This is a genomic window from Maritalea porphyrae, from assembly GCF_030159895.1.
In the GTDB taxonomy this organism is placed as follows: Bacteria; Pseudomonadota; Alphaproteobacteria; order Rhizobiales; family Devosiaceae; genus Maritalea; species Maritalea porphyrae.
In genome coordinates this window covers 871065-891829 of the sequence record NZ_BSNI01000002.1, presented here as the reverse complement: position 1 = coordinate 891829, position 20765 = coordinate 871065, and the positions used below count along the sequence as shown (strand labels likewise).

Here is a 20765-nt window from a genome sequence, read left to right as displayed (position 1 = left end):
CGGCTTATCGCGGACCCCACTTAACCCATTGGTAAATCGACAAAGAAAGTTGTCCCGCCCCTTGGGTTGTCATCAAAGCCAATGTTTCCGTTCATTGCATCAACGATTTCTTTTGAAATGAATAGACCTAGCCCGGCACCGCCTTGCGCTCGCGTTTCCGAACTATCCGCTTGAGAAAAGCGTCCAAATATCTTTGACTTAAAATCCTCTGGAATCCCTTCCCCATTGTCACTAACGAAAACCCTTACATCAGCAGCGCGCTGCTCTAGCCCCACACGAATTTCTCCAGGATTTGCAGAAAACTTTGCAGCGTTTGACAGCAAATTCGTAAGCACCTGCATCAGTCGATTTTTATCGACATCCAATTCCACTTCTGAATCGATTTTTTCAACTGAAATAGTGGCGTTTTGTTGGTCGGCATATGGCTGACTCAGGTCTGCTGCATGCTGAAGCAACTCACCAAGCTTGACCCTCTCGGGCTTTAGAACAAGATTACCGGACATTATGCCATTAATGTCTAGCAAGTCGTCTACAAGCCGACCCAAGCGCTCCACGTTGGCGTGAGCGACTGTCACAAGTTCAACGGCTTTGGGCGGCATGCCTTCTATAACGCCACCATTAAGCAAGCCGAGGGCGCCCTTGATAGATGTGAGTGGGGTTCTCAGCTCATGACTTACAGTTGCGACGAATTCTGTTTTGAGCCGGTCCAACTTCCTCAACTCAGAAATATCTTGAACGGTACCGGCAATTTTTGTTGGCTTGCCATTTTCTGTGACAAGCTCGACGTGTTGGATGACGTCAATGACATGTCCATCGGCTTGGACAAGCTGATGCTCAAAATTGGTCGGCCCTGTCAACAAGCTCTCCAACCTCAACTGTTTTCGCACCCTTTTGCGATCATCGGCTGCAAGAAAATCGTCTAGAAAGTCAATTGCAAACCGCTCAGGGACACTCTTAACGCCAATAATCCGCAACACCTCATCAGAGCACCAGAACGTCCCATTTTCGATATCGAACTCCCAGTTGCCCATGCTTGCAATTTCTTGCGCTTGGCCCAAACGGCGTTCGCTTTTAACCAAGTTCGCCGTTCGATCCATCACCAGCGCATTCAAACGTTCCTCACGCCCGCTAACAATAAGTACGAATATGCCAACCATGCTTGTGATCGCCAAACCAGCAACCATGACCAGCCAGGTGTTCTGCTGGCGCGTAGTTGCGACATATTCACGAGAAGGGAAAAACTCTGCGACCCAGTTTCGGCCACCAAAATCTATGTCGAAGGACGTTGTTAGATTTTCTTCTCCACCGAAGAGACCTTGCTCTTTTAGAACTCGAATGCCCTCCGTCTCTGGTCGATTTTCAAACAAGAACTGTTCACCTTTTGGCGCAGATGTATCTCTTAATTGAACCACAAATTGTTCCGCGCCAAAACTTGACAAAGCAGCCGTCGAAATGTCCCCACCTCTGAAAACTGCAACCATAAAGCCACGGACATTGGCTCGTCTTGTATCGATGTCAGGTGGCGCGGTCCGGCTGTTATAGACGGGCATAAAGGCAAGAACACCAAACTGTTTTGCACTCTCTTGAACCAGCGTAATGCGCTGCGTTGCGACAACCGTTCCTTTGTCTATGGCATTTTCAAATGCCGCCCGTCGGGCTTTATTGGAGCCGACGTCAAAGCCAAATGCCGATTTGTTTTGCTCAAAGGGTTCAATGAATTTCACACTGACATAATTGTCGCGCTGAGTTGCGGGAATAATTTCTCCATTCTCATCGCGTTCAACAATTGTGAACTCTGTGAATCCCTCGGCACGAACACTGTCCTCAAAGGTTTCGCGTTCAGCGTCGTAGATGTATGGGTTCCATGACAACGCTTGAAGACCACTAAAATTCTGCAAGAACCGCTGGCTGAAGTTCTGAAAGTCCGCCCGCGTCATGTTGTCGGAAGAAGATACGAACCCTTCCATATAGTGCAATATCTCTGTGTGATCCTTGAAAGCCTTGGACATCGATGTTCCAGCAAGATCGGCAACAGAGCTAAACTGCAATTGCAGGCGCTGACGCTCCCAAGCCGCACTCATGCTCACAACCAAAACTGTGATCCCAAAAGCCGCTAAAATAGCGCTGGTCACAGTAAGGCCGCGCTTCAACCAGTGTGTTGTATCAACAAAACTCCAAACCAGCACCAATGGGGCCGCGACAAACACGCCCACAACATCGCCAGCCCACCAGGTTGTGGCATTTACAATGAACTCGGACTGTTCAATACCGCCCAAGAGTAACAACGCCGTAGTCGACCAAATTGGATTAAACAGGCATGAAACCACTCCCCCCCAAAAGAGGAAGAGTAAAACACTTCGCTCATCATTCAATCGACTAGGAAACCGGCCAAATCTTCTTAGTAACCATGCCCCCAACAAAGCTTGGAATGCTGCACCAATTCCAATGATCGCTGGAATTGTCAGCGATTGAAGAAGTGTCGCAAAACTTGAGCTGAACTCATTTGTTGAGAAATTTACAATTATTGAGCCGAGCACAACGGCGAACGACATTCGCCAGCCCCAGATCAATACAGCACCTAGCGCCACCCCAGACGGCAACCAAACCAGAGTTGCATAGCCCGGCGGAATTGCCAAGGAAACACCAATTTTCCCAAGAACGCTATACAGCGCCAATACTGTTAGAAATCTGACGATAAACTTGGTTTGTAAAGCGCTTGTCATCAGACACCTATCATTTTGAGTTAAACACTTGAAGCAATTCTAGACGACTGGTCGTTAACGGATTGATGACAGCCAACATCTGTAGAATGTTTGCCAGTTTGAGTGTTTCCTGACCCGAACAGCAAGTAATCAAGTTGCACCCGCTTCACTAAAAGATCTTTAAAACAAACAACAACACCTATTGATCATCTAGAACAAGTATCACGCGCACAATCGCCACACTTTGCGGCAGGCGACCTAGAAACAGCCGATGAATATTTGGAACGTCTGATGCGACAACCTTGGAATGTGTTGTTTACACTATTGTGAGAACCTACTGGCAATTGACTTACTGCCAAGCATGCTTTGCTGGCATTAGAAGAATGAGAGCGTGTTTTGGATAGAGCATTTAGACAAGCCGCTGCGACAATGGCGAGCTTCATCTTTGCAATCATTAGCTTTGCAATGTCCGTTTCGCAATTAGATGCGTTGATTATTTGGCTGCCTGCCGGACTTGCAGTTTGGCTATTCCTTTTCCAAGTCCGCTATTCGCTTGTGATTGTTCTGGGAACAACCATATTCTCGCTCTTGTTGTTTTTTGACGTAACAAAGCAAGAAGCAAGCCTTGAAAATCATCATTTTGCCGCTCTCGCACTGACCGCACTGATTTCTCCTTTCTCCTCTTTAGTTGTTGCAAAGTTCTTGGGTCGCTTACGGGATGGCGCGCGCGAGCTTAGCACTGGAACAAGGGATTTTGCTTTGCTGGTATTGGTTTTTTCCATTTTAAGCATGTTACCAGCGTTGCTACTTATTCCCGGATATTCCCTCCCAATTGAAGAAATTGGCAATATTGCTGCGCGAGATTGGTTCGCTCAGTTCTTGGGCGTTGTTATATTTGCTCCAGCATATCTCGATTTCTTTCAAAGACGGCACCTGCAAGAGCATGCTAGGGCGCGCAAGCTCAGCGATTGGGTGGCCGTTTATGCTATTCCTGTGGCCGTATTCAGCAGTACCGTGTTTGCATGGCAAGCAACTCACTCGAGCTTAGAGCGCAGCGTAAACACACAGTTTGATGCATTGGTTTCGGAAAATGAAGACGCCCTCAAAAGCAAAATCCACTCCTATGAAAACGCTGTGCTAGGTAGTGCCGGTCTCATCTACGCTTCGGAAACCGTTAGCCGACAAGAATGGCGTTCCTATGTGCAGACGCTAAATGTCGCTGAGAGCTTTCCCGGGATAAGCGGAATTGGGTTCATAAAAAGCGTAGATCAACGCGACATGCGACAGTTTATTGCTTCGCAACAACGCGACGGGGCAGCCGAGTTTGCACCGCACCCGGAAGTTTTTGAAGACAGCAATTACATAATTCAATTCATAGAACCAATTGAGACTAATGCCCCCGCATTGGGCCTAAATATTGCGTTTGAACGCAATCGGAAGGCCGCGGCGGACTTAGCGGCCAAAACCCGAAATTCTGCAATTACAGACAGAATTCTATTAGTACAAGACAGCGAACAAACGCCAGGTTTCTTATTGCTGCATCCAATCTATGAAACCCCGCTGGCGCGCACCGAAGGCGAACCGATATCATCAACATTGCTTGGGTGGGTTTACGCGCCATTTATCGGCAAGAACTTGTTGCAGGACTTAACCTCAGCGCAAGGCTCATTGTTCAATGTTGCCATCTATGCAGGCAAAGCCGAAGACGAAGATAAACTGATCTATTCTAGTTCAAATGAAGTCGCGAGCCTGCCTAACAGTTTCAACCCACTAAAGCGCCAAAAAACCATAGACCTTCTGCAAAAGGAGTGGACAATAATCTGGTGCAGCACAACGGCATTTACGGCGCAAACAACAAATCACCAACCTGAATATATTCTTGTCGGCGGCTCGCTGATCTCTTGCTTGCTCGGCCTGTTTTTGGCGACGGTCACAAACTCGGCTGCTCGCGTCCGGGCAGAGGTGGACTACAAGACGAGCGAAATCGCGAATGCTAGGAATGGTCTACAGGCAGTATTGGACACTGTCGTCGACGGTGTTGTTCAAATTTCAAAGGACGGAAGGATTTTGGGGTTCAACCCTTCGGCAGAACGCATATTTGGATATGCCGCCGATGAAGTAATTGGCAAGAATGTGAACGTTCTCATGCCTGAGCCTTACCACTCCCAACATGATGGCTATATTCATAATTTCTTGTCGACCGGCAAAAAAAGAATAATCGGCATGGGCCGTACAGTTTCTGCAATGCGGAAAGACGGTTCAATTTTCCCAATGGAATTGGGCGTAAACCAAATTCAGCAAGACGGAGACATAGCTTTTGTTGGAAGCATTCGAGACATAACTGATCGAGTGGCCGCAGAAGAGGCTCTAAAACAAGAAGAACAAAACTTCAGACAAACCATGCAACTTGCGCCAATTCCTGCGGTTGCAATATCTCCTGAAGGTAAGTTGATCCGTGCGAACAACGCGTTGCAACAGTTGCTTGGCTACGAAGAAGATGAGTTGAAGGGTACAAACTCAAAGCTCTCACACCCCGATGACATTAGTTTAGACGCACAGCAGATGAAACAAGTTTTGGCTGGCGCTATTTCGTTCTATTCCGTTGAAAAACGCCTGATCACAAAGGCAGGTAAAATCGTTTGGGTGGAGCAACATGTTTCACTTGTAAAAAAGGCAAATGGCGAACCAAAGTACTTTTTGAAACAAATGATTAACCTAACGGAGAGAAAGAAAACCCAACTGATCAAGGACGAGTTTATCGCAACAGTAAGCCATGAATTGCGCACCCCTATAACATCAATTAGCGGAGCACTTGGGCTCATCATTGGCGCCTTCTCAAAGGATCTACCGGAGAAGGTTTCTGACTTGTTGCAGATCGCTCACAACAACAGCGAACGGCTGATTGCGATCGTGAACGACATTTTGGATATGGAGAAGCTCGGTTCGGGGCAAATGCATTATGAATTCAAAGACTTAAGCCTTGAATACTTGTTGACCCAATCACTTTCTCTCAATGCGTCGTACGCAGAAAAACACGAAGTTGAGCTTGAACTCATACAACCAGATAAAGCCCTAAAGCTGCATGTTGACGAACTGCGCTTCAACCAAGTGTTGACGAATTTTATATCAAACGCCTGCAAATTCTCGCCCGCCGGGGGCAGAGTTCGGGTGGAAACCAAGCGTGTCGGCAAACGGGTCAGAATTTGCGTTGCAGACAACGGATCAGGAATTCCCGACGAGTTTAGGAACCGGATATTTACTAAATTCGCTCAAGCTGACTCTTCGAGCACCCGAAAAAAGGGTGGAACAGGGTTGGGCTTGATGATTAGCAAACAAATTGTCGAGCAAATGAACGGTGCAATTGGATTTGAATCCACGCCGAACGTTGAGACAGTATTCTGGGCTGAATTCGAACCCGTTACCTAAGAGAATTGGAATTGGCACAACTCGATTGTGACATTGATAGGGGTTAGGAAATTTGAACACTCAGCAAATCGAAAAACCACACATACTATGTGTAGACGATGAAGCCGACATTCTAAGCGTTGCGAAGCTTTCACTCGAGACCGTCGGTGGGTTCCAGGTTTCGTGTTGTTCAAGCGGGATAGAAGCAATTCAAGAAATTGAAGGATTGGCACCCGATCTAGTATTGCTTGACGTAATGATGCCAACAATGGGCGGACCCGCAACGCTAAAGTCGCTCAAAGAAATGCCATCCAACGCTAACACGCCAATCGTTTTCATGACGGCACGCGTTCAGCCAGCAGAAGTCCAAGCATATTTGGAAATGGGCGCCTCAGCAGTTATCAGCAAACCATTTGACCCGATGGAATTACCGAACAAAGTGCGCGGCATTCTGGAAAAAGCTGCGACACAAAATTAGTGAGTTTGGCTGCGTAGTCGCCAAAAAGTAGTATCAATGAGCACATCAACAAACAGTAGTTTTGACATCGCAATGGATGATTTGCGGCTTCAATACTTGTCGTCCTTATCCGAGCGCGAGGAAGCGCTCTACGATTTCTTGATGAAACTCGCAATGGGCATTTTAGTTCAGTCAGATTTTGAGTTGGCAGCTGAGGTCGCGCATAATTTGGCGGGCACAGGCACCACTTATGGGCTACCGGACATAACGGACCGCGCCACTGAGCTCGAAGACTATCTTGGTCAAAGTGCGCCAATTGACTTAGAGCATGTTAAAACACTGACCGAAAATCTGTTGGATACGTGTAGCGCCGCACGCTCACGCAATGTACCTGTTCGCCCCAGTACCGCGGCGCCATCTGTCAAAGAGGTGATGGTACAACCGCCAACAAAACCCTTGATTAACGCGCGGGTGATGATTGTCGATGACGACAAGAATGCTCAAGATATTTTACGCCAGCTATTGGGACAAAGTGCAAACTGTTCAGTTTTTTCAAGCGCGGACGATGCATATGCTGCGATCGAAGCAGTCAATCCGCACTTGATTTTGTTGGATGACAAGATGCCGGGTAGCATGTCCGGATACGAATTGCTCCAAAGAATTAAGAGCGAACGCCGCTTTGCCGGAATCGAAGTCATCATGATTACTGCCGTCGACGAACCCAAATCTGTATTGCGATCTCTCTCAGCAGGCGCCGCCGACTACATTGTGAAACCGTTCGACCCAAACGTTGTAGGGCGCAAACTACGTCTTCGCATGAATCGACTTAGCCAAAGCATACTCTTGGTCGAGGACGATGACTCGACGCTCAACATGCTTTTGAACAAATTCAGATCGAAAGGTTACCCGTGTTCATTTGCGCGGGACGGCGTCCAAGCGCTCGAAATTCTCAAAACTAACCCGCCTAGCCTGGTGGTCCTTGATAGAATGATGCCTGGCTTGGACGGCCTTGCGCTTTTGCAAATGATCCGTCAGTTCCCGTCTTTGCGCTCATTGCCAGTCGTCATGCTTAGTGCAAAACGACTAGATAAAGATATTCAAGTGGGCCTCGAACAAGGTGCAACTGATTATGTTGTCAAGCCATTCAACATCGATGAGTTGGTTTTGCGTTGCGAGAAGCTCCTCGGCGAACAAGGTGAACGGGCGACACACTAGTTTGCACACTCCGAACCGATGGGGCAGAGAACAACCAAAACGATATGAAAGATTTGATCATTTCATTCCCTACACAAGCATTTCTGCAATTTGATCCGCTCGTTCTGATTTGGAATACAACGCTTGTTTTGGCCATTGTTTCGTGCGCAGTTCTTTTGATCTTGATTGTGAGGCGTTATTTCTCTGCGCGACGCAGGGATTTTGAAACCGAGCGTCGCAAGTATTTGAGCCAATTATTGTTGCACGCGCTAAACAGTCCAATAGATTTAGCAGACGACATAGCGAGCCAAATTAAGGCAAGCGACCATATGCTACTAATTGACATTGCGCTTGACTATGTGCGTTCGATGCAAGGCGAGGAACCTCGAAAAATAGTCGGTTTGGTTCACAAGTGGGTTGGGATCGACGCGTTTTCTGAATTGCTCGATAAGACAAAACGTGGCCCTAAAATCAGAATTCTTACCTTGTTGTCACATTTGAGCGACAAACCTTCATTCGATCTGTTGTTTAAATATGGTGATCATGCTGAACCCTATGTCCAACTTGCAGCGCTCCAGAGTTTGGCGAAAAGGTGTACGCCGGATCAAGTTGGCAAAGTTTTGAGGCTAGTTAGGCAAACTGGCAGAACAAACACCACTTATTTGGCCGATGTTCTAACTCAACTTGGTGTTGTGGCCGCGCCGCAACTTGTTCAGCTTTTGGACTCTGATGTAAATGACAGTGTTTGCGTCGCGATAATCGCTGCACTTGGCAATATCGGCGACGAAGCGGCCGTCGAAGCACTGAAGGCACGCACAAACTCAACCAATAGCCAAATAAGAACCACAATTGCTGCGTCACTTGGACAAATCGGAAGCAAAACGGCCGCCACTGAGCTCATCAAACTTGCAACTGATGGTAACGACGATGTTCGAAAAGCGGCCGTTGCGGCTCTTGGCAACCTCAATGAACCATCGGTACTTCCAACCATTTATGACGCGCTTTCGGACCCGGCCTGGTGGGTGAGATATACTGCCGGTACGGCGTTGGTGCGCTATGGGGACGGTGGCATTGCATTATTGCGGCTTATGTCTCGTCAAGATGGGCCTGCGGCGATTAACGCCAAACAAGTTCTGGCAGAATATCAGTTAGCGCGCACATGATTGAAAATTTTGGAACAAACGTCCTTTCCTACTTTGCAGCGAACCAAGGTTGGGTCCATCTTTTCTTATGGACGATCTTTGCAATCGGCATTTTACAAAACCTAATCAGCGCATTGCAGCTACCTTTCGCCTATTTTGAGTTAAAAAGGCACTCACAAACAGAAGACACAGAATCGAACTGGCAATTGCTTATTTCAGAAGAAGCGCCAGCCATGTCGATTTTGGTGCCCGCATACAATGAAAGTGCAACAATTGTCGCCAATGTCCGCTCAATGCTGTTCGTGCAATACCCAAATCTAGAGATTGTAGTGGCGAACGATGGATCAACCGACAATACATTAGATGAGTTGAAAAACGCTTTTTCACTAGAACCAGTGACGCGGGCTCATGAGCTAGTTGCTCCTCACGAACCAATTCGTGGTGTCTATGGGAGTAAGCTCTACCCAAACCTCTTGGTTGTCGACAAAGAAAATGGCGGCTGCAAAGCTGACGCTGTCAACGCAGCGCTGAATTTTTCTCGAAATCCGCTCTATTGTGTGGTCGATGCCGATTCTTTGCTTGAGCCAGAAGCATTGCTGCGCAGCGTCCGCCCTTTCATGGAAGAGCCCGACGAAATGGTGGCCGTTGGTGGGACAATCAGGGTCCTGAATGGCTGCACCGTTGAAAACGGTGAGATTGTGAAGTTTGACTTGCCACAACGCTTCCTTCCGCTGGTTCAGTCAATGGAATATATCCGCGCATTCTTGATGGCGCGTTTGGCATGGAGCAGTTGGGGAATGCTCTCCATCGTATCCGGCGCGTTCGGGATATTTAGGCGCGACGTTTCACTAGAAATTGGCGGCTGGTCTCTGGATACAATCGGCGAAGACTACGACTTTGTCGTGAAGTTGCACCGCTACATGGCGGACAAAAAGCGTGCGTATAAAATGCGTTATGTGCCAGAGCCCGTTTGTTGGACTGAAGCTCCCGAGGACCTCAAAATTCTCAAATCGCAGCGCACGCGGTGGCAGCGTGGCGCACTGGAAGTGGCTTTCAAAAACAAGGATATGGTGTTCAACCCTAAATATGGCAAATTCGGCATGTTCGCGATGCCAAACAACTATTTGGTTGACGTGATCGGCCCACTGGCTGAACTGATCGGATATCTGGTTTTGCCGCTATTTTTCTTCCTAGGCTGGATAAACTATCCATATCTTCTGGCATTTATTGCCATCTTTTTCGTTTTTGGAACATTCATTGGTGTCTCGACCCTTGTTCTAGAAGAATTAGAGCTTCAACGCTCCCCTCGTGCGTCTGATCTATTGAAACTGGGATTGGTCGCAGTGCTCGAAAACTTTGGATACCGACAACTAAACAGCATTTGGCGGGTAATCGGTTGGTATCAATTCATTCGTAAAGTTGAAGGCTGGGGTGAAATGACCCGCAAGGGCGACAAAAAGTAACCTTGCCCAAAGTGTTGTCTTCAAGTCCATTTCATACCGCAATGTTGCAGGTATCGGATCAGCAACCAGTGCAACATTCGGAACTCCCTGTGCTCCGCACAATTCAAGTTCAGATCTTGTACAAAAACGCAATGTCGACCTAGGGGCTGCTACCCACGTTCGCTCGCTTCGCAATTTAGCCGGACTTACTCGCTGGGATTGCATATGAGTTTTATGGCGGAGAGACAGGGATTCGAACCCTGGAGACGGTTACCCGCCTACACGCGTTCCAGGCGTGCGCCTTCGACCACTCGGCCACCTCTCCGACGCGACAGCAGAAGCTGCCAGAACATTACTTGCGTTTCGCAAAAAACACCCAAATCATTTGGGATGAGATTACGTTGCAATCGCGCGCACTATACTGATCGCGAAACTGATCGCAAGTGTTCACTTATGCGTTCACGCGCTTGAAACGCTTTTTTTGCGCGCCTATTGTCTTTTGGGAAGAAAAACAGACCAAACGGAACGATTCATGCGAACGATTGCACGGCTAATTGGCTCCATATTCTTGGCGCTTATGCTGATCATGATCATTATGGACGGCGCGAAAGTGCTAAGCTCCAATCAACTGGCATTCACCCCTTTAGGGCAGATCTGGTTCCAAATTGACCAAGCGCTTGGCACATTGACGCTGAACACGCTGCAAGCTGTCGTGCAACGTTACGTTCATCCATTTGTTTGGGACCCGATTTTCATAACCGTTTTGGGTGCCCCTGCATGGCTAATCAGTGCAATTTTCGGCGTGTTTTTTCTTTATTTGGGGCGGACACGTACACGCGAACGCTACAAACACATTGACGAGCTTTAAAAAGGTGAGCACATGGATATCGCAATGCACAACCTAGATCACTTTGTAAGTGGCAACCCTATTGGTGGCCCCTATCCCGATGGAAATGAAACCATCTATCTCGCATTGGGCTGTTTTTGGGGGGCTGAACGGCTTTTTTGGCGGCTTGATGGCGTGTGGGTGACAGCCGTAGGCTATCAAGGTGGCAGTGTCGACAATCCGAGCTACCAAGATGTTTGTACTGGCAACACCGGTCATGCCGAGGCCGTATTGGTCAACTTTGATCCAAACAAAATATCTCTTGAAGAGATTCTGGTGCATTTTTGGCAAGAACACGATCCTACCCAAGGCAATCGCCAGGGTAACGATGTTGGCAGCCAATATCGCAGCGCGATTTACTTCACTTCTGCTGAGCAAGAGGAAGTGGTGCAAAAGAGTTTTGAAGCCTATGCCCTTTCACTTAAGGACAGCGGCTTTGGCCCAATTACCACTGAAATTAGATCCGCCGACAAATTCTTCTTTGCGGAAGAGTATCATCAGCAATATTTGGCCAAAAACCCAAACGGCTATTGTGGCCTTAAAGGCACCGGCATAAGTTGCACCATAGGCGGTGCATAAAACCAATGCTGAACCGAGACCAATTCGAGAAATTCTGCTTTTCGCTGCCGAAGGTGACCCACGTTGTCCAATGGGGTAACGCTTCTGTTTTCAAAATTGGCGGCAAAATTTTTGCGATCTACAGCCATTGGGATGACGAAGACCGAGACACGATCAGCTTCAAATGTTCGAATGAATCGTTTGCCATTCTGCCTACTCAGGAAGGCATTTTTCCCGCCAAATATCTAGCACGTGCCAAATGGGTACAACTTACAGATGAGGCCGGGTGGGATGAAGAAACCTGCAAAGCCTATATCAGCCAAGCTTATGAGATTATTTGCAGCAAACTCACAAAGAAGGCACGAGCGGAGCTCGGTGTTTAGCGCTAAATCAGCTTGCGCCAGGCGTGTTCATTTGCACTAATAGCCTCAATTGGTTCTTAAGGAGCGTTGGATGCGTGTTCTGATATTATTTGTTTCAGTCTTGTTGCTTGGCTTGTTGGCGGGTTGCGCCACACTTAGCAAGGCACAGTGCCAGACTGGTGATTGGCAAAGTGTCGGTGAACTGGACGGTCGTGCTGGCTACCCATCTACACGTATTGCAGAACACAATGAAGCGTGTTCAAAGCATGGCGTTACTGTTGACCGAGCGCTTTACAATAAAGGTTATCAAGCTGGACTGAAAGCTTATTGCACCCCCAACAATGCTGCGAAAATTGGACTCGCTGGACGCGCATATAACAATGTTTGCACCGGTGAGAATGGCATCAGCTTCTTGCGGATATATCGTGAAGCAAACGACGTTTATACAATCGACCGCGAAATTGTAGCAATCCAAGATGAAGTTGTTGCACTAACGGAAAAACTAGCTGATCCAAACACTACTCAGGCCGAGCGCGATCAGATTGCGCGCCAAATTCGCTCACTAAACTCGCAGCTTTCATTGAAATTCAGCACACGAGCACGTGAAGATGCGGAGTTGCGGCAAGTGCTATTAGAAGAACAAAAAAGACTTTCGAGCCTCTAACAAAAAGGGCGACACTTTGTGTCGCCCTTTTTAGTCATCTTGTATCAAAACTTAGGCAGTTGGCTGCTTCACCACACGTAGATATGGCTTCACTTCGTTCCAGCCTTCTGGGAATTTTTTCGCTGCATCTTCGTTAGAAAGCGCTGGCACGATGATCACGTCTTCGCCGTCTCTCCAGTTCACAGGTGTTGCCACTTGATGGTTTGCCGTGAGCTGCAGTGAATCGATTACACGCAGCACCTCATCAAAGTTACGACCGGTCGATGCAGGATATTCGATTTTGAGTTTGATCTTCTTGTCTGGCCCAACCACGAATACCGAGCGAACAGTTAGCGTGTTGTCGGCAGACGGATGGATCATCGAATAAAGGTTGGCCACCTTTTTGTCTGGATCTGCGATCAGTGGGAAATTGAGGGCCGTACCTTGTGTTTCCTCAATATCGCCAACCCAAGCCTTGTGATCCTCAATCGGATCAACTGACAAGCCAAGCACTTTCACGCCGCGTTTTTCAAACTCTGGTTTTAGCTTCGCAGTGTAGCCTAGTTCTGTTGTGCAAACAGGCGTGAAGTTTTTCGGATGTGAGAACAAAACAGCCCAGCTTCCATCGATATAGTCGTGAAAGTTGATGTGGCCTTCTGTTGTGTCTGCTTCAAAATTAGGGGCTTCGTCGCCGATTAGCAATCCCATGGTGTTATCCCTTATCTGTTTTAGTATTGAGATTAATATGTGCTGCTTAATAGCAAAAGAAAACGCCCCGAAAGCGGAATATTTTTGCCAATTATGAGTTAAGTGCAAAAGCCCATTCTTTGGATTTAGCGATTTGCGACAATCGTTAAAAAAGCAGCCTAGAAAGGTCGGCTAAAATGCGCTTTTCGTGCATCAGAAAAACGATACATGGGGCAATGGAAAACAAAAGAGCAAACTGCCAACCTGCAGATGCAAACCTGGCAATGCCGTATGCGAGCAAGCCCGCGGCGGTCATAAACAGCAGTTCGACAATGTGAACATTTAGGAACCTTATCAGTTCGTGCATTTCTACATACCTACTCTGCCCCCAAAGCTGATCCTTGGGACGAGTATGCACAAATTGAATTTTATTGTGATGAAGTGGCTAAATGGCTTTTAAATCAAAAGCCATTTAGCTTTGCATGTAGTTTGTTCGCCTAATGGCCAGCGTCAAGACGACCAGTTTGCAGATCGTAGTCTGTCGCAACAGCGTATTCAGGATCATCTTCGGCGGGTTCAACCAGTTGCCCAGCCTTTTTCAACAGCGTTTTGCAGTCATTGGACAAGTGCCGCAACTTCAGCTTTGTACCGTTTGCTTCATATTTGGCGGCAAGTGCTTCAATTGCTTGTAGACCAGAGTGATCCACCACGCGGGAACCTGCAAAGTCGATTATCACTGTTTCAGGATCTTCTTTTGGATCGAATAAGGCCATAAAGCTTTCAATCGAGCCAAAGAACAAAGGCCCTTCCAGCTTGTAGATCTTTTCTTTGTCACCTTCATGGTAGCCAGGCGTGTTGGCGTGCATACGGGTGGAAGCATTCCAAGCATAGACCAATGCCGATACGATCACACCTACAACCACAGCGGTCGCGAGATCGGTCGCCACAGTAACAACGGTTACGAGCACGATAACAAATGCATCTGCGCGTGGAATTCGCATCATGATCTGGATTGAACGCCAAGCAAAAGTACCAATCACCACCATGAACATCACGCCAACCAGCGCCGCCAAGGGGATCATTTCAATCCACTGCGAGGCAAACAGGATAAAGATGAGCAAGAAAATTGCGGCTGAAATGCCAGACCATCGCGTGCGACCGCCAGACTTAACATTGATCATTGATTGACCGATCATGGCGCAACCGCCCATGCCGCCGAAAAAGCCGGTGACTAGGTTTGCCAAACCTTGAGCGATGCTTTCTTGCGAAGCGCCGCCTTTTGTTTCGGTGATTTCGGCAACCAGGTTGAGGGTCAGCAAAGACTCGATAAGTCCAATCGCTGCTAGGATTACCGCATAAGGCAAAATAATTTGTAGCGTTTCCAGCGTGAACGGAACCATTGGAATATGGAATTGCGGCAGTCCGCCTTTGATTGAAGCCAAGTCGCCAACGCGCGGCACATCAAGACCGAGCGCGATCACCGCAACCGAAACAGTACCGATAGCCAGCAAGGGCGCTGGAACGAATTTGATATATTTGCCACCAAAATGGATGATGCACATAGTTATGATCGTGAGTAGCAGCATCAAATATAGCGGCATGCCAGTCATCCATTCACCGCTGGCAACACCATGGCCACCGCCGTGGCTAGAGCCTGGCACTTGGAACTGGTTGAGCTGGGCTAAGAAAATCACAATGGCGAGGCCGTTCACAAACCCAAGCATTACTGGGTGCGGCACCATTCGAATGAACTTGCCCCAGCGCATTATGCCGACAATGATTTGGATAATGCCCATCAACACGACGGTTGCAAACAGATACTCAACACCATGTTGAGCCACCAAAGACACCATGACAACGGCCAGCGCACCAGTAGCACCTGAAATCATCCCTGGACGCCCGCCAATTGTCGCGGTGATAAGACCAACGATGAATGCCGCATATAGACCGACAAGTGGGTGTACGCCTGCGACAAAAGCAAAGGCGACAGCCTCCGGCACGAGGGCCAAGGCAACTGTTAATCCGGCTAAGATGTCGATGCGCAGTTGCGCAGGTGATGGCGCGACGAAACCGTCGGCGGAAGCGGCAAGAAATCGGTTGAACAAGATGAGTATACTCGCTGATCTGTTGGCAGGCAAAATCCTGCGTGAAACCCCTGAACTCCAGGCGTTTATCGCAGTTTGATATCGTTTGCAAGACAAGCACACATGCTTCTAGTGCTTCGCGCGTCCGCTTTGTCCCAAAGAACGTCCCATATGGCGTTCCAACCAACGCACAACTAAGGTGAGTGAAATAGTCATCACAAGATAAAGAAACGCAACGACATTGTAGGTTTCAAAAAACTTAAATGTTGATGCAGAATAAACCTTGCCCAATTGGGTGATATCCTGAACGCCAAGCACCGAAACAAGTGCGCTGTCCTTAATCATTGCGATCAGTTCGTTGCCCATGGGAGGCAAGATCAGCCGAAATGCCTGCGGGGCAACAATGAACCGAAAAGTGTGCCAACTCGAAAGCCCAAGTGCTTTGGCGGCTTCGACTTGCCCACGGTCAACGGCTTGAATACCTGCACGGAAAATTTCTGCGATAAAGGCTGAATAGGAAATGGTGAGCGCAATAATTGCACGCCAAGTAAAATCAAAACCGCGCACGGTCATTTTGCCGAAAAGCCCTGCCTCAATAAGCGGAGCCATTGCCCAATTGAAAGCATCAACAAACCAAGGGGCACCAACAAACGCTATATAGAAAAGCAGCACCAGCATCGGGATGCCGCGCACAATTTCGATATAAAAGGTCGCAACCTCGCGCAGAACGCGTGACGGAGAGATACGTGCCAGTACGACCACAGTTGCCAACAAGACACTTAGGGTGAAAGCAACAATAGTCACATATAGCGTTGTCGTTAATCCGCGGCTTAAGGCTGTGAATATGGTTTGATAGCCTTCATCGGCCACCAAAAACCAAAACACAATTGTGGCCCCCAAGATCGCTGCCAGCAACCAAAATGGAATCTCGCGGTTTTCAGATTTGGCAGATGGGGACATCAACTTATGGGCACTTTTTACTGAAAAAGAAGTGCCCGCCATAATAGCGGGCACAATCTGGTTTACTGACTAGCTTTATACTCAAAGAACCACTTCTGGTTCAGTTTTTCGAGTGTGCCATCTTCACGCATAGCCTTTAGTGCTGCGTTGATAGGTTCAACAAGGTCTGACCCTGGCGTAAAGATAAATCCAAAATCTTCTGTGCCCAACGCATCACCGACAACTTTGAATGCGCCGGGGTTTGCGCCCATATATCCTTGGGCAGAGGTGCTATCCATCAACACTGTGTCAACGTCGCCGGTTTTCAACGCTTGCACACTTGCACCGAAAGTCTCAAACAATTTGATGCGTGGGTTCGCTTCGTCACCGTCTAGCATGCTATAAACTGCAACATAGAAATTTGTTGTGCCAGGCTGCGCGCCAACCAACAATTCTGCGTCTTGCGCAAACTCGCCAGCATTTGAAAAACGATCCTCATCAGCACGTACAAGTAAGAACTGCTGCGATGTCATATATGGTTCTGAGAAGTCAATTTGGGTCGCCCGCTCTTCGGTGATGGTAATCCCATCCATTCCAACATCAAACTGGCCGTCGCGTACCGCTTGGATCATTGTGTCCCAGCTTGAAAGCTGCCAATCTACCTTGGCGTTAAGGCGTTTTGCAATTTCATTGAACGCATCATATTCCCAACCAATGCCCTCGCCTGTTTTCGGGTCAACAAAATTGAGTGGCGTATATGCATTTTCAGTAACAGCTACAATTGTGCGCCCTTCAAGATCCGGCAAATCAGACGCAATTGCAGGGCTGGTTACCCCCAAGAGCGCAGCAAGAGATGCTGCGATAAGCGATGTCAGTTTCATGAAAAACCTCCCAAATTCGATTCTGAAATAGTTGATTTGTTGGTCAAAACATTAGGGTGCAGATTGGCAATTGAAAACCCTTTTTGCAATTCATGCATTGAAGCGTTGCGCTATTCGCTGGACAAAGCACAACAATTGCATTGACAATCACGCCACTTGTCTATTTTTGGCAATCACAAGTGCCCATGTGGGCAACCTCACCGCATCGTGCGGTGCGCAACAGGAGATTATTCGAGTTGGAAACAAGGTTAGGTGCCGAGATCTACGGCATTGATCGCTGGGGACACCAAATACTGACCGTTCTAGCCAATGGCGATGCCGGGCTGGTTGATGTCATGAACCCCAAGGCTGCTCCGGTCAGCATTCCATCAATCGTGCAAGATTTGGGCGAGAGGGGTATCAACTCTCCAATTTTGTTGCGCGTAAACTCGTTTTTGCAGAATAGCCTGATTGAACTCAATCAAGGGTTCGCGAAAGCAATTTCTGACTACCAATTTGAAGGGCAATACCGCGGCGTGTTCCCGATCAAAGTCAACCAGCAAGCAGAAGTGGTTGAACGCCTTGTGGAGACCGGTCGCCAATTCAGTTATGGACTGGAGGTAGGATCCAAACCCGAATTGCTCATTGCTCTTTCGCAAAACCTGGCAAAAGACAGTTTGTTGATTTGTAATGGTGTGAAGGATGAGGAGTTCATTCGCCTTGCCATCCTTTCATGCAAAATTGGTTTCAACACCATCATAGTTCTGGAAAGCCCTAAGGAGCTGGACCTTGTAATCCGCGTTTCTAAGGCTTTGGGCGAAAAGCCACGACTTGGCGTACGGATTAAACTAACACATAAGATCACCGGCTATTGGGCTGAAAGTTCGGGCGACCGGTCGAGCTTTGGCATGACGACAGATAATGTTGTTGCGGTGGCTGAGCGGCTAAAAGCTGAAGGCATGGACGATTGTCTGATCTTGCAGCACTCTCATTTGGGATCTCAAATCTCGGACATTATTGATGTACGCCGGATCGTGAATGAAGCCTGTCGGTTCTTCACTGAGCTCAAAGCGCTCGGCATGCCATTGCAGTTCCTTGATTTGGGCGGCGGCTTGGGCGTTGATTACACGGGTGAAAAACAGTCGAACGAAAACTCGATCAACTATAGTTTGCCAGAATATTGCGAAGCGATTGTTGAAACCGTGAAATACGCCATGGATGAAGCCGGAATCGCACATCCCAATATCGTTACCGAAAGCGGACGCGGTGTTGTGGCTTTGTCATCGATGCTGATTTTCGATGTTCTGGACACCACACTTTATGACAGTGCAACATTGCCAGAGGTTGATAGCGACGCTCACCATTTGATTAGGGACTTGCTGGCCGTTCAGGACTATTTATCCACGAAACGCTTGCAGGAGTGCGTCAACGACGCGATTTATTATCGCGACGAGATGCGCGCCTTGTTCCGTCGTGGCAACATGGACATCAAGTCGTTGGCACAAGCAGAGACGGTTTTCCGTTTTCTTGTTGCGCAATTCAAAAAGCTGGCAGTCGACACGGAAACGTCGCCACAACTCGACGAGCAGCTTGGCCATTTTGCCGATATTTACCACGGCAACTTTTCGCTGTTCCAGTCTTTGCCTGATGTGTGGGCGATTGACCAATTGCACCCGATCATGCCGCTTCAGCGCTTGAACGAAACACCAACGCGACAAGCTATGCTCTCGGATATCACCTGCGATTCCGACGGCAAGGTTGATCGGTTCGTCTTAGCAGATGGTATTTCTAAAACGTTGCCTGTGCATGATTTGGCAGAAGATGAAGCTTATTATATCGGTGTCTTCTTTGTTGGTGCGTACCAGGAAACCCTTGGCGATTTGCACAATCTGTTTGGTGATACAAATGTTGTGACCGTGGCGCTTGGTGAAGATGGCAATTTCGACCTGATTCATGAGGTTGAAGGCGACACGATTGCTGAAGTACTCGACTATGTCGAATACGAAGCGCAGGCATGTCTATCCACATTCAGAAAACGAGTGGATCGGGCTGTAAGCGAAAAGCAATTATCAATCTCTGAACGCCGCGTTTTGATCGAGGCTTACAAAGACAGCCTTTCTGGCTACACTTACTTCGAAAAGTAGATTTTCACCCCAACCTAAAAGGGAAACTTTGATGGGCAAAACACTTGTCATTGGCGCCGGGGGCGTTGGATCAGTCGCTGTACACAAAATGGCGATGAATATAGATATCTTCACCGAAATCACTTTGGCCAGCCGCCGCAAATTTAAGTGCGACGACATTGCCAAGTCTGTTAAAGAGCGCACAGGCGTCGATATCAACACTGCAGAAATTGATGCGATGGACGTTGACGCAACCGCGGAGTTGATCAAAAAAACCGGTGCTGAGTTGGTGGTGAATTTGGCGTTGCCTTATCAGGATTTGGCAATCATGGATGCGTGCCTGAAAGCGGGCGCAAACTATCTTGATACTGCAAACTATGAGCCCGAAGATGAAGCCAAGTTTGAGTATCACTGGCAATGGGCCTATCAGGACAAGTTCAAGGAAGCTGGTCTAACTGCAATTTTGGGCTCAGGCTTTGACCCCGGCGTGACATCTGTATTTGCAACATGGCTCAAGAAGCACAAGCTAGACACGATCCGTCAGATCGACATTCTAGACTGCAATGGCGGTGACAACGGCAAAGCGTTTGCGACCAACTTCAATCCGGAAATCAACATCCGTGAGGTGACGGCCCCTGCCCGCCACTGGGAAAATGGTGACTGGGTGGAAACCCCTGCAATGACAACAAAATACAGCTTCGACTTTCCAGAAGTGGGCGAGAAGAACATGTATTTGATGTATCACGAAGAACTGGAGAGCCTTAAGACGCACTTCCCAGAGATTGAACGCGCGCGGTTCTGGATGACATTTGGTGATGCCTATATCAACCATGTCACCGTTCTTCAAAATATTGGGATGACATCAATTGAGCCAGTTGTACACGATGGCAAAGAAATCATTCCATTGCAGTTCTTGGCGACCGTGCTGCCGGACCCCAGCGACTTGGGTGAATTGACTAAGGGCAAAACCTGTATCGGTGATATCGCAACCGGCCAAGCCAAAGACGGTTCTGGCGAGAAAACATTCTACATCTACAATAATTGTGACCATGAAGAATGCTATGCGGAGGTCGGTTCACAAGCTGTTGCCTACACAACCGGTGTACCAGCCATGATTGGCGCAGCGCAATTCCTTAAAGGCAATTGGAATGAACCAGGCGTGTGGAACATGGAACAGCTTGATCCTGATGACTTTATGGACATGCTGAACAGCCACGGCTTGCCTTGGGAAGTAAAAGAACTTTCTGGTCCAGTTCAGTTCTAATCAAGACGAAGAGGCTG

Annotated in this window: 17 protein-coding genes and 1 tRNA gene; 11 read left to right on the top strand and 7 right to left on the bottom strand. The window is 48.1% G+C overall.

What is annotated here, in order from left to right; genetic code table 11:
* Positions 1-20: 20 nt before the first annotated feature.
* Positions 21-2723, bottom strand: a complete 2703-nt coding sequence (locus tag QQL65_RS07755; protein WP_284363348.1) for a CHASE domain-containing protein — start codon at positions 2721-2723, stop codon at positions 21-23.
* Between the two features lie 375 nt (positions 2724-3098).
* Between QQL65_RS07755 and QQL65_RS07750 the strand changes: the two genes are divergently transcribed.
* The 5 genes from QQL65_RS07750 to QQL65_RS07730 are packed head-to-tail and all read left to right on the top strand — an operon-like array spanning position 3099 to position 10363.
* Complete coding sequence (locus QQL65_RS07750) at positions 3099-6128, top strand: PAS domain S-box protein (protein ID WP_284363346.1); 3030 nt, start codon at positions 3099-3101, stop codon at positions 6126-6128.
* Positions 6129-6180: 52 nt separating this feature from the next.
* Complete coding sequence (locus QQL65_RS07745) at positions 6181-6585, top strand: response regulator (protein ID WP_284363344.1); 405 nt, start codon at positions 6181-6183, stop codon at positions 6583-6585.
* A gap of 36 nt (positions 6586-6621) precedes the next feature.
* Positions 6622-7779, top strand: coding sequence for a response regulator (locus QQL65_RS07740; protein ID WP_284363341.1), 1158 nt, complete (start codon positions 6622-6624; stop codon positions 7777-7779).
* A 44-nt stretch (positions 7780-7823) separates the two neighbouring features.
* On the top strand, positions 7824-8921 hold the full coding sequence (locus QQL65_RS07735) for a HEAT repeat domain-containing protein (RefSeq protein ID WP_284363336.1): 1098 nt from the start codon (positions 7824-7826) through the stop codon (positions 8919-8921).
* Entirely contained in the window at positions 8918-10363 is a 1446-nt protein-coding gene (locus QQL65_RS07730; RefSeq protein ID WP_284363335.1) for a glycosyltransferase family 2 protein, read from the top strand. The genes QQL65_RS07735 and QQL65_RS07730 overlap by 4 nt, the downstream gene beginning before the upstream one ends.
* Before the next feature lie 214 nt (positions 10364-10577).
* Here the strand turns inward: QQL65_RS07730 and QQL65_RS07725 are convergent.
* A tRNA-Ser gene (locus tag QQL65_RS07725) sits at positions 10578-10667 on the bottom strand.
* Positions 10668-10874: 207 nt separating this feature from the next.
* Between QQL65_RS07725 and QQL65_RS07720 the strand changes: the two genes are divergently transcribed.
* From QQL65_RS07720 to QQL65_RS07705, 4 genes are all read left to right on the top strand, one after another.
* Positions 10875-11210, top strand: coding sequence for a hypothetical protein (locus QQL65_RS07720; protein ID WP_284363334.1), 336 nt, complete (start codon positions 10875-10877; stop codon positions 11208-11210).
* A gap of 12 nt (positions 11211-11222) precedes the next feature.
* Positions 11223-11807 (top strand): peptide-methionine (S)-S-oxide reductase MsrA, encoded by a 585-nt coding sequence (gene msrA, locus QQL65_RS07715; RefSeq protein ID WP_284363332.1) that lies wholly within the window; start codon positions 11223-11225, stop codon positions 11805-11807.
* Between the two features lie 5 nt (positions 11808-11812).
* The gene (locus QQL65_RS07710; RefSeq protein ID WP_284363329.1) at positions 11813-12169 is read left to right on the top strand and encodes an MmcQ/YjbR family DNA-binding protein; all 357 of its coding nucleotides are present in this window, start codon (positions 11813-11815) and stop codon (positions 12167-12169) included.
* A gap of 70 nt (positions 12170-12239) precedes the next feature.
* On the top strand, positions 12240-12812 hold the full coding sequence (locus tag QQL65_RS07705) for a DUF2799 domain-containing protein (RefSeq protein ID WP_284363326.1): 573 nt from the start codon (positions 12240-12242) through the stop codon (positions 12810-12812).
* A gap of 51 nt (positions 12813-12863) precedes the next feature.
* Here the strand turns inward: QQL65_RS07705 and QQL65_RS07700 are convergent, their stop codons facing one another.
* From QQL65_RS07700 to QQL65_RS07680, 5 genes are all read right to left on the bottom strand, one after another.
* Positions 12864-13499, bottom strand: a complete 636-nt coding sequence (locus QQL65_RS07700; RefSeq protein WP_284363324.1) for a peroxiredoxin — start codon at positions 13497-13499, stop codon at positions 12864-12866.
* Between the two features lie 145 nt (positions 13500-13644).
* Entirely contained in the window at positions 13645-13845 is a 201-nt protein-coding gene (locus tag QQL65_RS07695; protein ID WP_284363322.1) for a hypothetical protein, read from the bottom strand.
* A 130-nt stretch (positions 13846-13975) separates the two neighbouring features.
* Complete coding sequence (locus QQL65_RS07690; protein ID WP_284363320.1) at positions 13976-15583, bottom strand: SulP family inorganic anion transporter; 1608 nt, start codon at positions 15581-15583, stop codon at positions 13976-13978.
* 108 nt (positions 15584-15691) lie between these two features.
* On the bottom strand, positions 15692-16522 hold the full coding sequence (locus QQL65_RS07685) for an amino acid ABC transporter permease (protein WP_284363319.1): 831 nt from the start codon (positions 16520-16522) through the stop codon (positions 15692-15694).
* 62 nt (positions 16523-16584) lie between these two features.
* Positions 16585-17382: a transporter substrate-binding domain-containing protein gene (locus QQL65_RS07680; RefSeq protein WP_284363318.1), complete on the bottom strand. Its 798-nt coding sequence runs from the start codon at positions 17380-17382 to the stop codon at positions 16585-16587.
* 236 nt (positions 17383-17618) lie between these two features.
* Here QQL65_RS07680 and speA point away from each other — a divergent pair, with 236 nt between their 5' ends.
* Positions 17619-19505 carry a biosynthetic arginine decarboxylase gene (gene speA / locus QQL65_RS07675; protein ID WP_284363315.1) on the top strand — a complete coding sequence of 629 codons (1887 nt, stop codon included), beginning with the start codon at positions 17619-17621 and terminating at the stop codon, positions 19503-19505.
* Between the two features lie 31 nt (positions 19506-19536).
* Positions 19537-20748 (top strand): saccharopine dehydrogenase family protein, encoded by a 1212-nt coding sequence (locus QQL65_RS07670; protein ID WP_284363314.1) that lies wholly within the window; start codon positions 19537-19539, stop codon positions 20746-20748.
* Positions 20749-20765 lie beyond the last annotated feature (17 nt).

Bases quoted from the DNA above. Each gene is read 5' to 3' on its own strand.
- QQL65_RS07755 (WP_284363348.1), bottom strand. From the start codon at position 2,723: ATGACAAGCGCTTTACAAACCAAGTTTATCGTCAGATTTCTAACAGTA.
- QQL65_RS07740 (WP_284363341.1), top strand. From the start codon at position 6,622: ATGAGCACATCAACAAACAGTAGTTTTGACATCGCAATGGATGATTTG.
- QQL65_RS07735 (WP_284363336.1), top strand. From the start codon at position 7,824: ATGAAAGATTTGATCATTTCATTCCCTACACAAGCATTTCTGCAATTT.
- QQL65_RS07730 (WP_284363335.1), top strand. From the start codon at position 8,918: ATGATTGAAAATTTTGGAACAAACGTCCTTTCCTACTTTGCAGCGAAC.
- QQL65_RS07720 (WP_284363334.1), top strand. From the start codon at position 10,875: ATGCGAACGATTGCACGGCTAATTGGCTCCATATTCTTGGCGCTTATG.
- msrA (WP_284363332.1), top strand. From the start codon at position 11,223: ATGGATATCGCAATGCACAACCTAGATCACTTTGTAAGTGGCAACCCT.
- QQL65_RS07710 (WP_284363329.1), top strand. From the start codon at position 11,813: ATGCTGAACCGAGACCAATTCGAGAAATTCTGCTTTTCGCTGCCGAAG.
- QQL65_RS07705 (WP_284363326.1), top strand. From the start codon at position 12,240: ATGCGTGTTCTGATATTATTTGTTTCAGTCTTGTTGCTTGGCTTGTTG.
- QQL65_RS07700 (WP_284363324.1), bottom strand. From the start codon at position 13,499: ATGGGATTGCTAATCGGCGACGAAGCCCCTAATTTTGAAGCAGACACA.
- QQL65_RS07695 (WP_284363322.1), bottom strand. From the start codon at position 13,845: ATGCACGAACTGATAAGGTTCCTAAATGTTCACATTGTCGAACTGCTG.
- QQL65_RS07685 (WP_284363319.1), bottom strand. From the start codon at position 16,522: ATGTCCCCATCTGCCAAATCTGAAAACCGCGAGATTCCATTTTGGTTG.
- QQL65_RS07680 (WP_284363318.1), bottom strand. From the start codon at position 17,382: ATGAAACTGACATCGCTTATCGCAGCATCTCTTGCTGCGCTCTTGGGG.
- QQL65_RS07670 (WP_284363314.1), top strand. From the start codon at position 19,537: ATGGGCAAAACACTTGTCATTGGCGCCGGGGGCGTTGGATCAGTCGCT.